14 protein-coding genes are annotated in these 19,594 nt (G+C 63.9%); 7 read left to right on the top strand and 7 right to left on the bottom strand.

Annotated elements, in window-relative coordinates; all coding sequences use genetic code 11:
* Nucleotides 1-100 precede the first annotated feature (100 nt).
* The 4 genes from ccoG to DV532_RS11130 all read left to right on the top strand — a co-directional run bounded on the left by ccoG (nucleotide 101) and on the right by DV532_RS11130 (nucleotide 6,810).
* On the top strand, nucleotides 101-1,504 hold the full coding sequence (gene ccoG, locus DV532_RS11145; protein ID WP_056801047.1) for a cytochrome c oxidase accessory protein CcoG: 1,404 nt from the start codon (nucleotides 101-103) through the stop codon (nucleotides 1,502-1,504).
* Between the two features lie 50 nt (nucleotides 1,505-1,554).
* Entirely contained in the window at nucleotides 1,555-2,964 is a 1,410-nt protein-coding gene (gene mapR, locus DV532_RS11140) for a GntR family transcriptional regulator MpaR (protein WP_013972935.1), read from the top strand.
* Between the two features lie 57 nt (nucleotides 2,965-3,021).
* Nucleotides 3,022-4,671, top strand: coding sequence for a PAS domain-containing sensor histidine kinase (locus DV532_RS11135; RefSeq protein ID WP_056801045.1), 1,650 nt, complete (start codon nucleotides 3,022-3,024; stop codon nucleotides 4,669-4,671).
* Between the two features lie 72 nt (nucleotides 4,672-4,743).
* The gene (locus DV532_RS11130; RefSeq protein WP_056801043.1) at nucleotides 4,744-6,810 is read left to right on the top strand and encodes a PAS domain-containing protein; all 2,067 of its coding nucleotides are present in this window, start codon (nucleotides 4,744-4,746) and stop codon (nucleotides 6,808-6,810) included.
* Between the two features lie 9 nt (nucleotides 6,811-6,819).
* Here the strand turns inward: DV532_RS11130 and DV532_RS11125 are convergent, their stop codons facing one another.
* The 6 genes from DV532_RS11125 to DV532_RS11100 form a co-directional block, all read right to left on the bottom strand.
* Nucleotides 6,820-7,566, bottom strand: a complete 747-nt coding sequence (locus DV532_RS11125) for an SDR family oxidoreductase (protein ID WP_056801041.1) — start codon at nucleotides 7,564-7,566, stop codon at nucleotides 6,820-6,822.
* A gap of 116 nt (nucleotides 7,567-7,682) precedes the next feature.
* On the bottom strand, nucleotides 7,683-9,218 hold the full coding sequence (locus tag DV532_RS11120; protein ID WP_056801039.1) for a DHA2 family efflux MFS transporter permease subunit: 1,536 nt from the start codon (nucleotides 9,216-9,218) through the stop codon (nucleotides 7,683-7,685).
* A complete protein-coding gene (locus DV532_RS11115; RefSeq protein ID WP_056801037.1) occupies nucleotides 9,215-10,408 on the bottom strand; it encodes an HlyD family efflux transporter periplasmic adaptor subunit in 1,194 nt (397 codons plus the stop codon). The genes DV532_RS11120 and DV532_RS11115 overlap by 4 nt, the downstream gene beginning before the upstream one ends.
* Before the next feature lie 30 nt (nucleotides 10,409-10,438).
* Entirely contained in the window at nucleotides 10,439-10,912 is a 474-nt protein-coding gene (locus DV532_RS11110; RefSeq protein WP_056801035.1) for a MarR family winged helix-turn-helix transcriptional regulator, read from the bottom strand.
* Between the two features lie 121 nt (nucleotides 10,913-11,033).
* Entirely contained in the window at nucleotides 11,034-11,663 is a 630-nt protein-coding gene (locus DV532_RS11105; RefSeq protein WP_082476992.1) for a response regulator transcription factor, read from the bottom strand.
* A 12-nt stretch (nucleotides 11,664-11,675) separates the two neighbouring features.
* Entirely contained in the window at nucleotides 11,676-13,082 is a 1,407-nt protein-coding gene (locus DV532_RS11100) for a sensor histidine kinase (protein ID WP_056801033.1), read from the bottom strand.
* Nucleotides 13,083-13,277: 195 nt separating this feature from the next.
* On the opposite strand from DV532_RS11100, the gene DV532_RS11095 reads away from it, so the two are divergent.
* From DV532_RS11095 to DV532_RS11085, 3 genes are all read left to right on the top strand, one after another.
* Nucleotides 13,278-14,900 (top strand): acyl-CoA synthetase, encoded by a 1,623-nt coding sequence (locus tag DV532_RS11095; RefSeq protein ID WP_056801031.1) that lies wholly within the window; start codon nucleotides 13,278-13,280, stop codon nucleotides 14,898-14,900.
* A 137-nt stretch (nucleotides 14,901-15,037) separates the two neighbouring features.
* On the top strand, nucleotides 15,038-16,807 hold the full coding sequence (locus DV532_RS11090) for an acyl-CoA dehydrogenase C-terminal domain-containing protein (protein ID WP_056801029.1): 1,770 nt from the start codon (nucleotides 15,038-15,040) through the stop codon (nucleotides 16,805-16,807).
* Nucleotides 16,808-16,986: 179 nt separating this feature from the next.
* A complete protein-coding gene (locus tag DV532_RS11085; RefSeq protein ID WP_056801027.1) occupies nucleotides 16,987-17,994 on the top strand; it encodes a FecR family protein in 1,008 nt (335 codons plus the stop codon).
* Between the two features lie 13 nt (nucleotides 17,995-18,007).
* Here DV532_RS11085 and DV532_RS11080 read toward each other — a convergent pair whose 3' ends face one another.
* The gene (locus DV532_RS11080; RefSeq protein WP_056801025.1) at nucleotides 18,008-19,327 is read right to left on the bottom strand and encodes a Na+/H+ antiporter family protein; all 1,320 of its coding nucleotides are present in this window, start codon (nucleotides 19,325-19,327) and stop codon (nucleotides 18,008-18,010) included.
* Nucleotides 19,328-19,594 lie beyond the last annotated feature (267 nt).

The following is a 19,594-nucleotide window of genomic DNA, read 5'->3' as shown; positions in this document are numbered from 1 at the left end:
TAATCTGATACGGTTTTTATCGCAAAATCTGAGCCTGTGCTGATAACAGCCTCAGGGCCATAGTGCTCATGCCTGATCGAGGCCTGATGAGCACCCAGCCATGAACGATAGAATCCCTTTCACAGAGATCGCCACCACTCCCGCCAGCCCCCAGCCGCGACGCACCGACTACGGCATTCATACCCGCAGCTTCACCGGGCTGTACCGCAACCTGCGCATTGGCTTTGCCGGTGCCCTATTTGCCCTGTTTTTCGGCACTGCCTGGCTGAACTGGAACGGCCGCCAGGCGGTGCTGTGGGACTTGGGTAACAGCAAATTCCACATCTTTGGCGCCACCTTCTGGCCGCAGGATTTCATTTTGCTGTCGGCGCTGTTGATCATCTGTGCCTTCGGCCTGTTCGCCATCACTGTGTTCGCCGGCCGTGTGTGGTGCGGCTACAGCTGCCCGCAGAGCACCTGGACCTGGCTGTTCATGTGGTGCGAAAAGCTCACCGAGGGCGACCGCAACCAGCGCATCAAGCTCGCCGCCGCGCCCTGGAGCCTGAACAAACTGGCCCGGCGCACACTGAAGCACAGCCTGTGGCTGGCTATTGGCGTACTCACCGGGCTGACTTTCGTTGGCTACTTCACCCCGATCCGCCCACTGGCGGCAGACCTGTTCACCTTGCAACTGGGCGGCGTGGCGCTGTTCTGGGTGCTGTTCTTTACCGCCGCCACCTACATCAATGCTGGCCTGCTGCGCGAAGCGGTGTGCCTGCACATGTGCCCTTACGCACGCTTCCAGAGTGTGATGTTTGACAAAGACACCCTGGCGGTCGCCTATGACCCACGTCGCGGCGAAGCCCGTGGCGCGCGCAAAAAAGGCAGCGACGCCCAGGCCCAGGGCCTGGGTGATTGCATCGACTGCACCCTGTGCGTACAGGTGTGCCCGACCGGCATCGATATTCGTGACGGTTTGCAAATGGCCTGCATCGGTTGCGCGGCGTGCATCGATGCCTGTGACGGGGTAATGGACAAGATGGGTTACTCCCGCGGCCTGATCGGCTACAAGTCCGAACACAGCCTGCAAGGTGGTACCACCCATTGGCTGCGCCCGCGCCTGCTGGGCTATGCCGCCGCGTTGGTAGTGATGATCGCGGCACTCGGGGTGGCCTTGCAGTTGCGCCCGATGGTATCGCTGGACGTGATCAAGGACCGCGGCCTGTTCCGCGAAAATGCCCAAGGCCAGATCGAGAACATCTACCTACTCAAGGTGATCAACAAGACCGAACGTACCCAGCACTACGCGCTGCGCCTGCTGGACGCCGACGGTTTCGTCTTGCAGGGCAACACGACGTTGGTGATTCCGGCCGGTGAAATGAGCGAACTGCCGGTGTCGGTGGCGATGCTCGCCGAGCGCCCGACCAGCAACTCGCAGCCACTGAGCTTTGAAATCAGCGAACGTGACGACCCTGCTATTCGCAGCGTGGCCAACAGCCGCTTCGTCGCGCCGATGAACCGCTGATCCCTTACACTGATTCCACCTTGCCTGCCAGGCTTCGACAGAAGGCCAGAATGAAACGCTACGAACGCTTTGCCGACGACATCGCCGAACTGATCCGCTCCGGGGTACTGGGCCCCGGCCAACGGGTGCCCTCGGTGCGCTACGCCAGCCAAACCCACGGGGTCAGCCCGTCCACCGTGTTCCAGGCCTACTACCTGCTGGAGCGGCGCGGGCTGATCCGGGCGCGGCCGCGTTCGGGCTATTTCGTCAACGCCCACGCCCCGCGCCAGTTCAGCGAGCCGCAGGCGTTGCAGCCGGTCAGCGAGTCCACCGATGTCGATGTCAGCGCGCTGGTGTTCTCGATCCTTGACTCGATCAAAGACCCCAACACCGTGCCGTTCGGCTCGGCGTTCCCTAGCCCCGAGCTGTTCCCGCTGCAACGCCTGTCGCGTTCGCTGGCCAGCGCCAGCCGCAGCATGGACCCACGCATGGTGGTGACCGACCTGTCGCCCGGCAACCCGCAGCTGCGCCGGCAAATTGCCCTACGCTACATGGTCGGCGGGTTGATGTTGCCAATGGAGGAGCTGCTGATCACCAACGGTGCACTGGAAGCCCTGAACCTGTGCCTGCAGGCCGTCACCCAGCCGGGCGACCTGGTGGCTATCGAGGCGCCGGCCTTCTACGCCTGCCTGCAGGTGCTGGAGCGGCTCAAGCTCAAGGCGGTGGAGATCCCGGTGCACCCGCGCGAAGGCATGGACCTCGGCGTACTGGCGCAAACCCTGGAAAAGCACCCGGTCAAGGCAGTGTGGTGCATGACCAACTTCCAAAACCCAGTGGGCGCCAGCATGCCCGAGGCGAAAAAACAGGCACTGGTGGAGTTGCTGGCGCGTCATCAGGTGCCGTTGATCGAAGACGATGTGTACGCCGAGCTGTACTACGCGCAGCAGGCGCCCAAGCCGGCCAAGGCCTTCGACACCCAGGGCCTGGTGATGCACTGCGGCTCGTTCGCCAAAAGCCTGGCACCCGGCTACCGCATTGGCTGGGTGGCGGCTGGGCGCTTTGCGCAAAAGATCGAGCGGCTCAAACTGATGACCTCGCTGTGTGCCTCGATGCCAGCCCAGGCGGCCATTGCCGACTACCTGCAGCACGGCGGCTACGACCGCCACCTGCGCAAGCTGCGCTACGCCCTAGAAGGCCAGCAGGCCAACATGCTGGCGGCCATCGCCCGCCACTTCCCGGCGCAGACGCGGGTCAGCCAGCCGTCTGGCGGCTACTTCCTATGGTTAGAACTGCCCGAGCAGATGGATGCCCTCAAGCTGTTCCACATGGCCTTGGCGCAAGGCATCAGCATCGCCCCCGGGCCGATTTTCTCGCCCACCCGGCGCTTTGGCAACTGCATCCGCCTTAACTACGGCAGCCCCTGGCATGAGGATGCCGAACGGGCCATGGAAACCCTGGGCAGGATCATTCGCTCGTTCTGATGGCCGGTGGTGGGGTGGGCGGCTATAGTTGCTCGATCCGCTCCCTGGGCCCTCGCCATGCAACCAGACCCGCTGCCGTCATTGGCACAGCTGCAAGCACGTGTCGCCGAACTGGAAGCGCAGTTGGCCGAGCGCGACAACGCTGCACAGGCCCACAACAAGTTGCTCGGCGAGCTGCTCGACAACAGCCAGGTCAACGTGTTTGCCGCCGACCGCAAAATGCGCCTGGTTGCCATCAACCGCATGGCCCGCGAAACTTTCCAGCGCTACCGTGGCTTCGTGCCGCAGGTGGGCGATTACATACCGCAGTTTTTGCTCAACCAGCCTGACATCATGGGCCGCCTGGCGCCGGTGTGGCCGCGCGTGCTGGCCGGCGAGGCCTTCATCGATACCATCAGCCTCGGGCCACCTGATACCCCGCGGTATTACGAAATCCGCTACCACCCGCTGCGCGATGCACAGCAGCACATTCAGGGTGGGTACATGTTCGCCTACGACATCACCGAACGCATGGCTGAGCAAGAGCGCCTGCGCATGGCTGAGCAAGCCCTGCGCCAAGCGCAGAAAATGGAAGCCGTCGGCCAGTTGACCGGCGGCATCGCCCACGACTTCAACAACCTGCTGGGCAGCCTGCTGGGCGCGCTGGAACTGGCCGCACAACGTCTGGGCCAGCAACGCCTCGCCGACACCGCCCGCCTGTTGGAGCTCAGCCGCAACAACGCCCTGCGCGCCGTTGCCCAGGTGCAACACCTGCTGGCTTTTTCGCGGCAACAGACGCTGGTACCACAAGCAGTCGATGTGCAGCGCCTGATCGCCGACATGCATGACTTGATCCGCAGCTCGGCCGGCCCGCACATCGCCTTTTACGACCTGAGCCAGGCTGCGCAATGGCCGATCCGCATTGACCCGCGGCAGCTGGAAAACGCCCTGCTCAACCTGTGCATCAACGCCCGTGAGGCCATGCCCCAGGGCGGCACGTTGAACCTTGGTTGCGAAAACACAGCGCTTGATACAGCCAAGGCCAAGCGCTTGGACCTGCCTGAGGGCCGCTATGTGCACATCAGCGTCCAGGACTCCGGCATGGGCATGTCCCAGGACGTGCTGCAGCGCGCCCTGGAACCGTTCTTTACGACCAAACCGCTGGGCCAGGGCACTGGCCTGGGGTTGTCCATGGTATATGGTTTCGCACGGCAATCCGGGGGCCAACTGTGGATCGACAGCGTGCCCGGGCAAGGCACCTGCGTTCACCTGTATTTCCCTGCAGACGAACGCGCCAGCGCTTGCGCCCAGCACCTGCCCGCTGCTGCCACTCCCAGCCTCCCCTCGCAACCACCGGCGCGCCGGGTAATGCTGGTGGAGGACCAGCCGGCCCTGCGCTTGGTGCTTGTCGAAGTACTCACAGAACTTGGCCATGAGGTGCAGGCGTTCGACTGTGGTGGCCCGGCGCTTGAGGCGTTGCGCACAGGCCCGCTGCCTGACCTGCTGATCACCGACATCGGCCTGCCTGGCGAGGTAGACGGTTATCAGCTTGCACACGCGTATCAGGGCCTTGCCAGGCAAGGCCCGGTGTTGCTGATTACCGGTTATGACATGGCCGAAGCGCTGGCCAGTATCAAGCCCGACGGGCCTATCGAACTGCTGCCCAAACCCTTCCACCTACAAAACCTTGGCGAACGAATTGCCCGGCTGCTGGGTACCACCGAGTAGTGGCACTGGCCAGCTATCGGCCTGCAGGTGAACACGCTAAAGTCTGTGTGGTCTCTTTGGTCGGATGTCGGCATGCCCTCCCGCGATCTGCACACACTGCGTCAACAAGTCGAAGCCCTGCAACAGCAGAACGCGCTGCTGGAAGCACGCCTTGCGGCGCATCAGGACAACGGCCAGGATTTTTACCGTTCGTTGTTCGACACCATGGACGAAGGCTTCTGCATCATCGAGTTCTTCGACGGCCCGCATGGCCCGCTCAGTGACTATGTGCATGTCCTGGCCAACGCGGCCTACGCCAAGCACGCCGGTATCCCCAACGTGGTCGGGCAGAAGCTGCGCGAAATGGTGCCCGATGAGGCCGATGATTGGGTGGCACGCTATGGCGCTGTGCTGCGTACCGGCGAGCCACTGCATTTCGAGCAAGAACTGGTCGCCACCGGCCATGTATTGTCCGTTACCACCTTCCGTATAGAGCCCGCCGAGAAACGCCAGGTGGCCGTGCTGTTCAAGGATGTCACTGAACGTCGGCGCGCCGAACAAGCCCTGCAGCGCCTGAACGAAGAACTCGAACAACGGGTGAATACCGCGCTGGCGGAGCGCCGGCTGTTTGCTGAGCTGGTCGATCACAGCGTGGTCAACGTACACGTGATTGGCACGGATATGCGTTGGCTGGCCGTCAACCGCCAGGCCAAGCATGACTTCCGCGTGCTGTACGGGCAAACGCCGGAAATTGGCGAATACATGCCTGGGCTGATCAACGATGGCAGCCATGACCAGACGCCGATTTTGCCCATGTGGCAACGCGCCTTGGCTGGCGAGCAGTTCATCGAAACGGGCGCCTTTGGCAAGGCACCTGAGCGGCGCCATTACGAACTGCGCTTCAACGCCTTGCGCGATCATCATGGCGCGATACAAGGCGCCTTCCTGTTCGCCTATGACATCAGCGAGCGCGTCCAGGAGCAGGGGCGCCTGGCCAAGGCCGAAGAGGCTTTGCGCCAAGCCCAGAAAATGGAAGCCGTGGGGCAGCTCAGTGGGGGCATTGCCCACGACTTCAACAACCTGCTGGGCAGTATCCTCGGCGCCCAGGAGTTGATGCGCCAACGTCTGCAGCAGTCGCGCTTCGATGCGCTGGACCCGCTGCTGGAGCTGTCCAGCAGTTCAGCGCAACGGGCTTCATCCCTGGTGCACCGGCTGTTGGCGTTCTCCCGCCAGCAAACCCTGCAACCCTGCTCCACGCAGGTGGCTACGCTGGTGGCCGGCATGGAGGACTTGCTACGCCGCACCATCGGCCCGGCCATCACCCTCAACAGCCAGTTCGCCAGCCAGTTGTGGCCGACCTTCATCGACCCACCGCAACTGGAAAGCGCCTTGCTCAACCTGTGCCTCAACGCCCGTGACGCCATGCCCGTGGGGGGTGTGATCGACATCATCGGCGACAACCTGCTGCTCGACGACGTACAGCCCCAAGCGCAGGGGCCAGCCCCCGGCGAGTACGTAAGGCTGAGTATCGTCGACAACGGCCGCGGCATGTCGGCGGAGGTAGCGGAGCGCGCAGTCGACCCGTTCTTCACCACCAAGCCCCTGGGCCAAGGCACCGGCCTGGGCTTGTCGATGATCTATGGTTTTGTACGCCAGTCGGGGGGGCACCTGCGGGTGCTGTCGGTGCTTGGTGAGGGGACTCGCATCGAACTGCTGCTCCCACGCCACCACGAACAGCCCGAAGCACCTACGCCCAAACCGCAGCGCCGGCTATTGGAAAAGAGCAGCACGGCTGCGCAGCGTATTCTGTTGATCGAGGACCAGACGGCCCTGCGCCTGGTGGTCTGCGAAGTGCTGGAAGAGCTAGGTTACCGGGTCGATGCTTTCGCCAACGGCCCAGCTGCCCTCGCGCATCTGCAAAGCGGTGAGCGGCCAGACCTGCTGCTGAGCGATATAGGGCTGCCGGGCGGTATGAATGGCCGCCAGGTGGCGGAGCGCTGCCGCGAGCGCTACCCCGACCTGAAGGTGCTGTTCGTCACGGGCTACGATGAAAGTGCGGCGCACTGTGACGGCCAGTTGCTGCAAGGGACGCGGGTGCTGACCAAGCCCTTCGAACTGGACGTGCTGGCCGAGCAGGTGCGCGAGCTGCTGATGGATTGACCGGCGCGCTCAGCGCCCGCCGCCTAGGTCGATAAAACTTCCGGTGGCGTAGGATGCTTTGTCCGAGAGCAGCCAGAGGATGGCCTCGGCAACTTCCTCGGGGCGCCCGCCGCGGCCCATGGGTAAGCCGGGTTCGAGCTTGCTGACCCGGTCCGGGTCGCCAGAAAGCGCATGGAAACCGGTATGGATATAGCCTGGGCGCACGCCATTCACCCGCACGCCCTCGCCCGCCACTTCCTTGGCCAAGCCCAAGGTGAAGGTATCGAGCGCGCCTTTGGAGGCGGCATAGTCCACGTATTCGTTGGGCGAGCCCAGGCGGGCGGCCACCGACGACACGTTGACAATGGCCCCGCCCTGCCCGCCATGCCGCCGAGCCATGCGCAGTAAGGCGTGCTTGGCGCAAAGCATGGGGCCGACGACGTTGGTTTTCATGACCTTGAGCAGGCGGAATTCGGACATGTCCTCGACCCGGCTTTGCTGGCCGATGGTGCCAGCGTTATTGACCAGCGCGGTAACCGGGCCAAGTTCCTCATCGACGCGCTGGAACAGCTGGATGACCTCGTCTTCGACGCTGGCATCGGCGCGCACGCTGATGGCCTGTGCGCCCAAGGCGCGGACCTGGTCGAGGATGTGCTCGGCGGCCTGGTCGTCGGCGTGGTAGTTGATGCAGATGCGGTAGCCCTGCTGGGCGGCCTGCAGCGCCGTGGCCGCGCCTATGCCGCGGCTGGCGCCGGTGATGACGATGACTTTCTGCATGGCATTGCCAATCGTTTGGGAAGGGAGGATCGACAATAGGGGAAATGGGACAGGATGGGAATAGAGGGTTGGGGCTTCGGGGTGCCGGGCTTGAAGCAGGGGTTGGCGTGCCCACCTCAATGCCCCGCCGAAGCCGGCCCCGCCTTCGCGGTAAAAGGTGGCTTGGCAAACCACACCAGCAGGATCAACCCGGCAAACACCCAGGTCATCAGCGTGAAGTAATCCACCGTCGACATCATGTAGGCCTGCCCGTTGAGTATCTGCTCCAACTGCGCATAACCCTGCGGGCTGGCCCCGCCCAACTGCTCAAGCGTATGCCGCGTCGCCGGGTTGAACGGGCTGATGTGCTCGCTCAGGTAGGCATGATGCTGATCCGCCCGACGAATCCAGATCCAGGTGGTCAACGAAGCGGCAAAACTCCCGCCCAAGGTCCGCAAGAAAGTCGCCAGCCCCGAGCCGTCGGCAATCTGCTGTGGCGGCAGGTCAGACAGCAGAATGCTCAAAGTCGGCATGAAGAACAGCGCCACGCCAATACCCATGAACAGTTGCACCAAGGCCACATGCTGGAAGTCCACTTCACTGGTGAACCCAGCACGCATGTAGCAACTGGTACCAATTGCCAGAAACGCCAGCCCGGCCAGCACCCGCAGGTCGAAGCGGTGCGCGTACTTGCCCACGAACGGCGACATGATCACCGGCAACAGGCCGATCGGCGCTACCGCCAGGCCTGCCCAAGTCGCGGTATAACCCATCTGCGTCTGCAACCATTGCGGCAGGATCAGGTTGATGCCAAAGAACCCTGCATAGCCCCCAACCAACACCAGGGTGCCAACGCGGAAGTTGCGGTGCGCAAACAGCCGCAGGTTCACCACCGGATGGCGGTCGGTCAGTTCCCAGATCACGAACACCGCCAGGAACACCACCGAAATCAGGCTGCCAACAATGATGAACGACGACTCGAACCAGTCCAGGTCATTGCCTTTGTCGAGCACCACCTGCAGGGCGCCAACACCGATGATCAGCGTCAGCAGGCCAATGTAGTCCATGGGCTGGCGGCTGATCACCACCGGCCGGCTACGCATTTGCTGGCGCACCACGGCAGCGGCGAACAGGCCGATGGGGACGTTGATGAAGAAAATCCATGGCCAGCTGTAACTGTCGGTAATCCAGCCCCCCAGAATTGGCCCGGCAATCGGCGCCACTACGGTGACCATCGCCAGTAGCGCCAGTGCCATCCCCCGTTTAGCCGGTGGATACACCGCAATCAACAGGGTCTGGGTCATCGGGTACAGCGGCCCGGCCACTACCCCCTGCAACACGCGAAAGCCAACCAGTTCGGGCATCGAATGGGCAATGCCGCACAGGAACGAGGCCAGCACGAACAGCAACGTGGCCCAGATGAACAACTTCACCTCGCCAAACCGCCGGCTGAGCCAGCCGGTGAGTGGCAAGGCAATGGCGTTGCTTACCGCGAACGAGGTGATGACCCAGGTGCCCTGCTCGTAGCTCACCCCCAGGTTGCCGGAAATGGTCGGCAAGGCCACGTTGGCGATGGTGGTGTCGAGCACCTGCATGAACGTCGCCAGCGACAGGCCGATGGTGGTCAGCAGCAGGCTTGGCGGCGTGAACTGGGCAGCAGCGTTGTCGCTCATCGTTGGGCCGTCTTGCCGCTCGCGCTGTTTTCGTGAATTAACCGCGCGATCAGGGTGTCGGCTTCGACCAGTTGGCGGTCGTAAACTTGGGTGGTGTAGCTGGCCTGCTGCGGTGGCTGCTGGGCCAGGGCCGGGCCGCTCTGGTCGTGCAGGTCGACCTCGACCACGGTGGACAGGCCAATACGCAGCGGGTGGGCCTTGAGCTGGTCGGGGCTGAGGTGGATACGCACCGGCACCCGCTGGACGATCTTGATCCAGTTACCGGTGGCATTCTGCGCCGGCAACAGGGCGAAGGCACTGCCGGTCCCCGCGCCCAGGCTGTCGACCGTGCCGCTGTACTTGACCTCGCTGCCATACAGGTCAGCGCTGATTTCCACCGGCTGGCCGATACGCATGTCACGCAGCTGGGTTTCCTTGAAGTTGGCGTCGATCCATACCTGGTCCAGCGGGATCACCGCCATGGTCGCGGTGCCCGGTTGCAAGCGCTGGCCCAACTGCACGGTACGCTTGGCGACGTAACCGGTCACGGGCGCTACCAGGGTGGTGCGGGCGTGGTCAAGGTAGGCCTGGCGCAGGTCGGCGGCAGCGGCCATCACCTCGGGGTGCGAGGACACTACGGTGTCGTCGACCAGCGCACTGCTGGTGCTGAGCTGCTGGCGCGCACTGTTGACGGCAGCCTGCGCCACGCTCAGGTCATCGCGAGCATGGGACAGTTCTTCAGCAGCGATCGCCCCACTGTCAGCCAGGACCTTGCGCCGGTTGAAGTCCTGCTGGGCCTTGCGCAGTTCGGCCTGGCGGGTTTCCAGCTGGGCCTTGAGCGAGTCGACGTTGCTGTACAGCCCACGGACCTGGCGCACGCTGCGCGCCAGCTTGGCTTCGGCGGACTGCAAGGCTACCTCGCTGTCGGCCGGGTCGAACTGCAGCAACACCTGGCCTGCATGGACCAGGTCGCCGTCATCGGCACCAATGCTGGTGACAGTGCCTGTGACCAGCGGAGTGATCTCCACCACGTTGCCGTTGACGTAGGCATCGTCGGTACTTTCGTGCCAGCGCCCAACCAGGCTGTACCAGGCCCAGGCGCCAGCCCCGGCAAGGATCAGCAGCACCAGCAGGCCAAGCAGCCAGACCTTGCGCTTGCGTGATGGCGCGGGCGCGGCGGAGGGAGTCGGGGTGTCTGCGGGAGTGGCCATGACAATACCTTGGATAATTCGTGACAGGGTTCAACGATCGCCGAAGCGACGGATCGTCAACGGGTCGCCGGCACCGAGCAAAACCTTGGCCAGCAGGCCTTCCAGGGTTTTGAGTTCTTCGGGTTCCAGCACGCCGCACAACTCGTTCATGGCCGCAGCACCGATTTCCGGCAGGCGGTCAGCCAGGCGCTGACCCTCGGCGCTGAGCGCCAGGCGCACCTGGCGGCGGTCGTCGGCGCAGCGGTTGCGCACGATCAGTTCCTTCTGCTCGAGGCGGTCGAGCATGCGGGTCATCGAACCGCTATCCAAGCCCAGGTAGCGGCACAGCTCGGCCGGGGTGTCCACCTGGTACTGGGTGACGATGATCAGCACCTTGAACTGCGCGGCGGTGACGCCTTCGGATTCCAGGTGCCAGTCAAGAATGCGGTCCTTGAGGATCGCCGCGCGGCCAAGCAGCATGCCGATGGCGCAGGTCTGGAAGTTTTCGGGCGAGAAATGGGCCATTAGCGACTGCTCGGGTAATTGTGTAAAAATATTACTGCCTAAGCAGTGAATGTCAAAGCCTTGATTAGCTAGCTATGGAAAATTTCATGATTAAGCGCTGGTGAGAGCGCGCAAGTCGCCGTTACAGCACTTTCAAGCCCAGTGCATCCACCGCCCCGCAGGCGATGGCAATGCCTACCAGCTCCGCCAGGCTACCCGCCTGCAGCCGCTTCATCACCCGCCCCCGGTACAGGTCCACGGTCTTCACGCTAATACCCAGCTGCTCGGCAATCTCGCGGTTGTTCAGCCCTCTGGCCAAGGGCACGAACACATCACGCTCGCGCGGCGTCAGGCCATTGATACGCGCCTGCGCCTCGGCCAGCGCTTGGTCGCCCTGCCGCGCCCGCCCTGCCTGCTCCAGCGCAGCCTGCACGCTGTCGAGCAGCAATTGGTCGTTGTACGGTTTTTCGATGAAGTCGCAGGCGCCCGCCTTGAACGCGCGCACCACGATCGGTACATCGGCATGGCCGCTGACAAAGATCACCGGCAGCGCCAGGCCGCGCTCACGCATCGCCTGCTGCACCGCCAACCCGCCCAGCCCCGGCATGCGTACATCCAGCAGCACGCAGGTGGGCCCATCATCCACGCAAGCATCGAGAAACGCCTGCCCGCTGGCGAACGGCAAGGCCTGCAAGCCCACCGACTGCAACAGCCACACCGTCGAATCCCGCATGCCCTGGTCGTCATCGACCACATACACTTTCGCTTGCACCGCCCTCTCCCCTTATCCCCTACTGACCACCAGGCGGCAGCACAGTACCAAACCGCCATTGTCGCCCGCCCGCGCCCACAGGCTGCCGCCAAAGCCTTCGATCAGGCTACGGCTCATGCTCAAGCCCAAGCCCAGGCCGTCGGCTTTGCTGGTGGTAAACGGCGTGAAAATGTCATCCAGGCGCTCGGGCGTTACGCCTGGGCCCTGGTCGGCCACCTCCACCAACACGCCGTCACCATCGCGCGCGGCAGCGAGCAGGATACGTGACGGCTGCTCGCCATGTTGCTCGCGGTTGGCATCAATGGCGTTGCGCAGCAGGTTGAGCAGTACCTGTTCCAGCAGTACCCGGTCGGCATACACCGAGGGCAGTTGCGTGCTCATGCGCAACTCGATGGCCACTTGGTCGCGTGCGGCCTCCCAGGCGCACAGGCGCATGGCCTCGCCAGCCACCTGCGTCACATCCAGTGCCTCCAGGCGACGCGGCCCCTTACGCAGGAACGCGCGCAGGCGGCGGATCACTTCAGCCGCATGGGTGGCCTGTTCGGTAATGCGCTGCAGGCCTTGCCCTACCCGCCCGCGGGCTTGCGGGTCGCGCTCCAGGCCCTGCAGGTAACGCTGGCTGGCGTTGGCATAATTGACCACTGCGGCCAGCGGCTGATTGATTTCGTGGGCGATGCCCGAAGCCAGCTCGCCCAAGGTCGCCAGCCGGGCACTGTGGGCCAGGTTCTCCTGGGCCTCGATGCGCAAGGTGATGTCGCGGGAAACGCTGACCACCTCCACCACCGCGCCCGTGTAGGTTTCGCGGATGGCCCGGCTGGCGGTCTCGAACCAGCGATAGCCACCCGCTGCCTGGCGCACCCGGCAGGTCATGGTGTGGTAGCCGTCCTGATCCAGTGCGGCGGCCGCCTGGCGCAAGACCTGGCGGCGTTCGCGTGGGTGCAGCAGGGTATGCACGGCCATGCCGCGCAGCTGCTCGGGCCACAGCCCGAGCAGGCGGAATGCCGCCGGCGAGGCATCGAGAAAGCGGCCGTCGGGGCTGTGCCGGGAGATCAGGTCGGTGGTGTTCTCGATAATCAAGCGGTACAGGCGCCGGGCGCGGCTGGCCTCGCGGGCGCCCTGACGCTCTGCGCTGGCATCACGGCAACGCGCCAGCACCCGTTGGCCCTGGTCCTCAGGGATGAAGGTCCACAGCAATGTGCGCTCGCCAAGGTGCACTTCGACATCGGCAATCGCCCGGTGCTGGCGCAGGCACGCACGCACTAGCGCGGCGCAGTTGGCCGGCAGCCAACTGGCCAGCGCCGGGCCTTCATCGGCCCATGCCTGCAGCGCCGGGTTAACTGCCAGCGGCTTGGCATCGGCGGCCAGCAACACGCTGGGTTGTGGGTCTTTGGCGAGCAACGGGTAGGCAGTCTGGTCCACAGTAGGCGGCTCGTTGTTATAGTAGTTTTACTATATTGCTATAGTCGATATTCCTAATACCATAGCGACTCGCGTAAAACTGCGACAAGGGGGAGCGGCCCATCGCCCGCCTCCCTGCACCCTGAACAGAGCTAACAATCAGCCATCGGGGGCCAAGCGCACAGGCTGCGCCTGCCTCCCTTACAGGATTACCGCATGTCGATCTATGCCCAGGGCCTGATGCCCGCTGCCGTCAACCATGTCGCCCTCACCCCGCTGAGTTTCATCGAACGCACCGCTGCCGTGTACGGCAACTACCCCGCGGTAATCCACGGCGCCATCCGCCGCAACTGGCAGGAAACCTACCAACGTTGCCGGCGCCTGGCCAGCGCCCTGGTGGGCCGCGGAATCGGCCGTGGCGACACCGTCGCGGTGATGCTGCCCAACATTCCAGCCATGCTCGAAGCCCACTTTGGCGTGCCCATGACCGGCGCCGTGCTCAATACCCTTAACGTACGCCTGGACGCCGAGGCCATCGCCTTCATGCTGCAGCATGGCGAGGCCAAGGTGCTGATTACCGACCGCGAGTTCCACAGCATCATCGAAGCGGCCCTGGCCTTGCTCGAACACCCACCCCTGGTGGTGGATGTGGATGACCCGGAGTACGGCGAAGGCCGTGCGGTCAGCGACCTGGACTATGAGGCGTTCCTTGCTGAAGGCGACCCGGAATTTGCCTGGGAATGGCCCGATGACGAGTGGCAGGCCATCTCGCTCAACTACACCTCCGGCACCACCGGTAACCCCAAGGGTGTGGTTTACCACCACCGCGGCGCCTACCTGAACGCTCTAGGCAACCAGATGATCTGGGCCGTGGGCCATCGTCCGGTGTACCTGTGGACCTTGCCGATGTTCCACTGCAATGGCTGGTGCTACCCGTGGACCATTACCGCCCTGGCCGGCACCCACGTGTTCTTGCGCCGGGTCGACCCACAAAAAATCCTCACCCTGATACGCGAACACCGGGTCAGCCACCTGTGCGGCGCGCCAATCGTGCTCAACGCCCTGGTCAACATGCCCGAGGCGGCCAAGGCGGCCATCGAACACCCCGTGCAGGCCATGGTCGCCGGCGCCGCGCCACCGGCCAAGGTCATCGGCGCTGTGGAACAAATGGGCATCCAGGTTACCCACACCTACGGCCTGACCGAAGTCTACGGCCCAGTAACGGTGTGCGCCTGGCATGACGAGTGGGACGAACTGTCGCTTGAAGACCGCGCACGCATCAAGTCGCGTCAGGGCGTGCGCTACCCGACCCTCGACGGCCTGATGGTCGCCGACCCGCAAACCCTCGAGCCGGTGCCCCGCGACGGCAACACCCTGGGCGAGATTTTCATGCGCGGCAACACTGTGATGAAAGGCTACCTGAAGAACCCCGAAGCCACCGCCGAAGCCTTCCGTGGCGGCTGGTTCCACACCGGCGACCTGGCCGTGTGGCACGCCGATGGCTATGTCGAGATCAAGGACCGGCTCAAGGACATCATCATTTCCGGCGGCGAAAACATCTCCACCATCGAGGTCGAAGACGCCCTGTACAAGCACCCGGCGGTGCTCGAAGCCGCAGTGGTGGCGCGCCCGGATGAAAAATGGGGGGAAACCCCGTGCGCCTTCGTCGCCCTCAAGCCGGGCCGCGAAGACACCCGCGAAGCCGACATCACCAACTGGTGCCGTGAGCACCTGGCCGGGTTCAAGGTGCCGAAGACCGTGGTGTTTGGTGAACTGCCGAAAACCTCCACCGGCAAGATCCAGAAGTACCTACTGCGTGACCGGGCCAAAGCCCTCTGAAGCCGCAGCTGCCTCATCGCCGGCAAGCCAGCTGCCACAGGTACTGCGCAAGGCTTGAGGCTTGCACCAACCCTGTGGCAGCTGGTTTGCCGGCGATGAGGCCCGCACAGACAACCGCAATCTTCCAAGAGCACACGATGACCACCTACACCGCCCCCCTGCGCGACATGCGCTTTATCCTGCACGACGTGTTCAACGCCCCGGCCCTGTGGGCTCGCCTGCCCGCCCTGGCCGAGCGCATCGACGCCGCCACCGCCGATGCCATCCTCGAAGAAGCGGCCAAAGTTGCCGGCCAGCTAATCGCCCCGCTCAGCCGCAACGGTGACGAGCAAGGCGTGCGCTTCGCCGCCGGTGAAGTCACCACCCCCGATGGCTTCCGCGAGGCCTGGCGCACCTACCGCGAAGGGGGCTGGGTCGGCCTGGGTGGCAACCCCGAGCATGGCGGCATGGGCATGCCAAAAATGCTCGGTGTGCTGTTTGAAGAAATGCTCTACGCCGCCGATTGCAGCTTCAGCCTGTATTCGGCCTTGAGCGCCGGCTGCTGCCTGGCAATCGATGCCCACGCCAGCGAAACGCTCAAGGCCACCTACCTGCCGCGCCTGTATGACGGCCGTTGGGCCGGCACCATGTGCCTTACCGAACCCCACGCCGGTACCGACCTGGGGCTGATCCGCAGCCGCGCCGAACCCCAGGCTGACGGCAGTTATCGCATCAGCGGCAGCAAAATTTTCATTACCGGCGGCGAGCAAGACCTGACCGACAACATCATCCACTTGGTGCTGGCCAAGCTGCCTGATGCGCCTGCCGGCGCCAAAGGTATCTCGCTGTTCCTGGTGCCCAAGTACCGGGTGGAGACCGATGGCAGCCTGGGTGCGCGAAACGCCGCCCATTGCGGCTCGATCGAGCACAAGATGGGCATCAAGGCCTCGGCCACCTGTGTGATGAACTTCGACGGTGCCGAAGGTTACCTGGTGGGTGAACCGAACAAAGGCCTGGCGGCGATGTTCACCATGATGAACTACGAACGCCTGTCTATCGGTATTCAGGGTATCGGCTGTGCCGAGGCGTCTTACCAGAGCGCCGCCCGCTACGCCAACGAGCGCCTGCAAAGCCGCGCCGCTGGAGGCCCGCAGGCAAAAGACAAAGCTGCCGACCCGATCATCCACCACGGCGATGTGCGACGCATGCTGCTGACCATGCGTACCCTCACCGAAGGTGGTCGGGCATTCGCCGCCTACGTCGGCCAGCAGCTGGACCTGGCGCGCTACGCCGAGGACACCGGCGAGCGCGAGCATGCCCAGCGCTTGGTGGCGCTGCTGACGCCGGTGGCCAAGGCGTTCTTCACCGACAACGGCCTGGAAAGCTGCGTGCTCGGCCAGCAAGTGTATGGCGGCCATGGCTATATCCGCGAATGGGGCCAGGAACAGTTGGTGCGCGACGTACGCATCGCGCAGATTTATGAAGGCACCAATGGCATCCAGGCCCTCGACCTGCTCGGGCGCAAGGTGCTGGCCGACGGGGGCCAGGCGCTGGCCAGCTTTGCCGCCGAAGTGCGCGCCTTCAGCGTGGATGCGCCATTGCACCGTGAGGCCTTGCAAGCGAGCCTGGCGCGGCTGGAAGCGACCAGCGCCTGGCTGCAGGCGCGTGCTAGCGAGGATGCCAACCTGGTCAGCGCAGTGGCGGTGGAGTACCTGCAACTGTTTGGGCTGACGGCGTATGCCTATATGTGGGCGCGGATGGCGGCGGTGGCGGTGGCCAGGCGTGACGAGGACACCGCGTTTCATGGGGCCAAGCTGGCCTGTGCGGAATTTTTCTTCGCGCGAGTTTTGCCGCGAAGCCTGGGGCTGGAGGCCTGTATTCGGGCGGGTAGTGGCAGCCTTTATGGGCTGGAGGCTGCGCAGTTTTGACTGAAGCTTGGGGGGCGCTTTGCGCCCCTTTCGCACCGCAAGGCCGCTCCCACAGGCGGTAACCGCTGAAAACGCTTGGCAATCCGACGAAAAAACGGCACAACTGATAGTCATTCGCCATTACCTCGGTTCTCGGGAGCCCTCCTGCAAGGGTAGAATGCGCAAAACCCGGAGCCGCAATGAACCACGACCGCCTCAACCCCAGCCCAGACGATGCCATCACCGACGCCGCCGCGCACTGGTGCATGCGCTTGCACGCCGAAGATTGCACGGCGGCCGAGCGCGAGGCGTTCGCCCGCTGGCTGGCGGCCGAGCCGCGGCATGCCGAGGAATACCAGGCGATGCTGGAGATCTGGCAAACTGCCGACCTGTTGCCGCGCAACGCCACCGTCATCGACTTCAACCCGCCGGCGCCACAGGCTGCACGCCCGCGCAACTGGCGGCCACTGGCGTCTGCCGCCGCCATCGCCCTGGCGGTGCTGCCGCTGGCCGGCTGGGTGGGCTGGGAGCAAGGTTGGCTACCCAATCACTACCAGCACTTCGAAGCCGGCGACCGCATGCAAACCGTGCAGCTGAACGACGGCAGCACAGTGCAACTCAACCTCAACACCGAACTCAGCTACCTGAACTACAAGGACCGGCGCCAGGTCACGCTCAAGCGTGGTGAGGCGTTCTTCAAGGTGCAGCACGACAGCAACCACCCGTTCATCGTACATGCCGGGCAGGGCCAGACCCGCGTCACTGGCACCCAGTTCAACGTGTGGAAGTATCAGGACCAAGTCAAGGTCACCTTGGTGGAAGGTTCGGTACTGGTGTCCAGTGAAGGCAGCGCCGGTGGCTACCGCCTCGGCCCCGGCATGCAGGCCAGCTATCACACAGGCGATTTCGAGCCGCAACTGGACCAGAGCGACGACTACAGCAACAGCCTGGCCTGGCGCAGCGGCAAGCTGGTGCTCGATAACCTGAGCCTGGAACAGGCGCTGCCGGTGATCAACCGCTACCTCGACGCGCCGCTGCTGCTGGCTGATGCCAGCACCGGCCGCATCCGCATCAGCGGCATCTACAACACTCACGAGGTAGGCCGCCTGGTCAACAACTTGCCCAAGGTGCTGCCGGTCTACCTGACCCGCAGCAAGGACGGCAGCACCGTGCTCAACCGCATCTCGCCGCCGCCCAACAAAGGCTGACGCCCTTCCCGCCTTACAGTGTCATCGCTGCCAGCCAACCAAATACCAACAGTGGCAGGTTGTAGTGGATGAAGGTAGGCACCACGGTGTCCCAGATATGGTGGTGCTGGCCGTCCACGTTCAGGCCTGAGGTGGGGCCCAGGGTTGAGTCCGAGGCCGGCGAACCCGCGTCGCCCAGGGCACCGGCGGTCCCGACGATGCACACCGTGGCCAGCGGGTCGAAGCCCAGTTGCACGCACAGCGGCACGAAGATCGCGGCCAGGATCGGTACGGTGGAGAACGACGAACCGATGCCCATGGTCACCAGCAAACCCACCAATAACATCAGCAAGGCACCAATCCCCTTGCTGTGGTCGATCCACTGCGCCGAGGTTTCCACCAGGCTGTTGACCTCGCCGGTGGCCTTCATCACATCGGCAAAGCCTGAAGCGGCAATCATGATGAAACCGATCATGGCCATCATCTTCATGCCCTCGGTGAACAGGTCGTCAGTGTCCTTCCATTTGACGATGCCCGACAGCGAGAAGATCAGGAAGCCGACCATGGCGCCGATGATCATCGAGTCCAGCCACAGCTGGACGATGAACGCTGCGCCAATCGCCAGCCCTGCCACCAGCAGGGTTAGCGGGTTGTACTGCACGCTTACCTGCTCTACCTGCTCGATGCGCGCCAGGTCGTAGTCACGCTTTTTACGGTAACTGATGAACACCGCCAGCAGCAGGCCGACGAGCATGCCGGCGGCCGGTATGGCCATGGCGTGGGTAACGTTGACGCCGCTCACATCGACACCCGCGCGGGCAACGTTGGCCAGCAGAATTTCGTTGAGGAAGATGTTGCCAAAGCCCACCGGCAGGAACATGTACGGGGTGATCAGGCCAAAGGTGATCACGCAGGCAATGAGCCGGCGGTCGATACGCAGTCGGGTCAGTACGTACAGCAGCGGTGGTACCAGCAGTGGGATGAAGGCAATGTGGATGGGCAGGATGTTCTGCGACGACACCGCCACCACCAGCATCAGGCCGACCAGCAACCATTTGACCTTGCTGCCGTTGGCATGGCCCTGGCGGTCGATCATGGCCAGGGCGCGGTCGGCCAGGGCATGGGCCAGGCCAGACTTGGCAATGGCCACGGCAAATGCGCCCAGCAGTGCATAGGACAGCGCCACCGTGGCACCACCGCCCAGGCCACCGTTGAAGGCCTTGAGCGTGCCCTCGATACCCAGGCCACCGACCAGCCCACCGGTCAGTGCGCCGATGATCAGGGCGATGACCACGTGCACGCGGGACAGGCTGAGTATCAGCATGATGCCGACCGCGGCGATCACTGCATTCATGGTTGGCTTACCTCAATGTGGCAGAAAAAAAGCGCGAACTCTGCAGCAGTGCGCGGCAGATGTCAAAAGCGCCATGTTGCGGCGGATTACGCGGGCGCCCAGTTTTAAATTGAATGTTTGAATAAAGAAAAAGTGGTGAGGGCCGATATAGGTGGGAGGCTGGGTGCCTGGCTGGAGAGGTGTGTCGCCTGTGAGATCGAGCGCCGCGCGGGCGGCGCTCGATCTCACAGGCGACACACCTCTCCAGCCAGGCACCTCCCAGACCAC

Source organism: Pseudomonas sp. Leaf58 (genome assembly GCF_003627215.1).
In the GTDB taxonomy this organism is placed as follows: Bacteria; Pseudomonadota; Gammaproteobacteria; order Pseudomonadales; family Pseudomonadaceae; genus Aquipseudomonas.
This window is presented reverse-complemented; position numbering and strand designations above follow the sequence as displayed.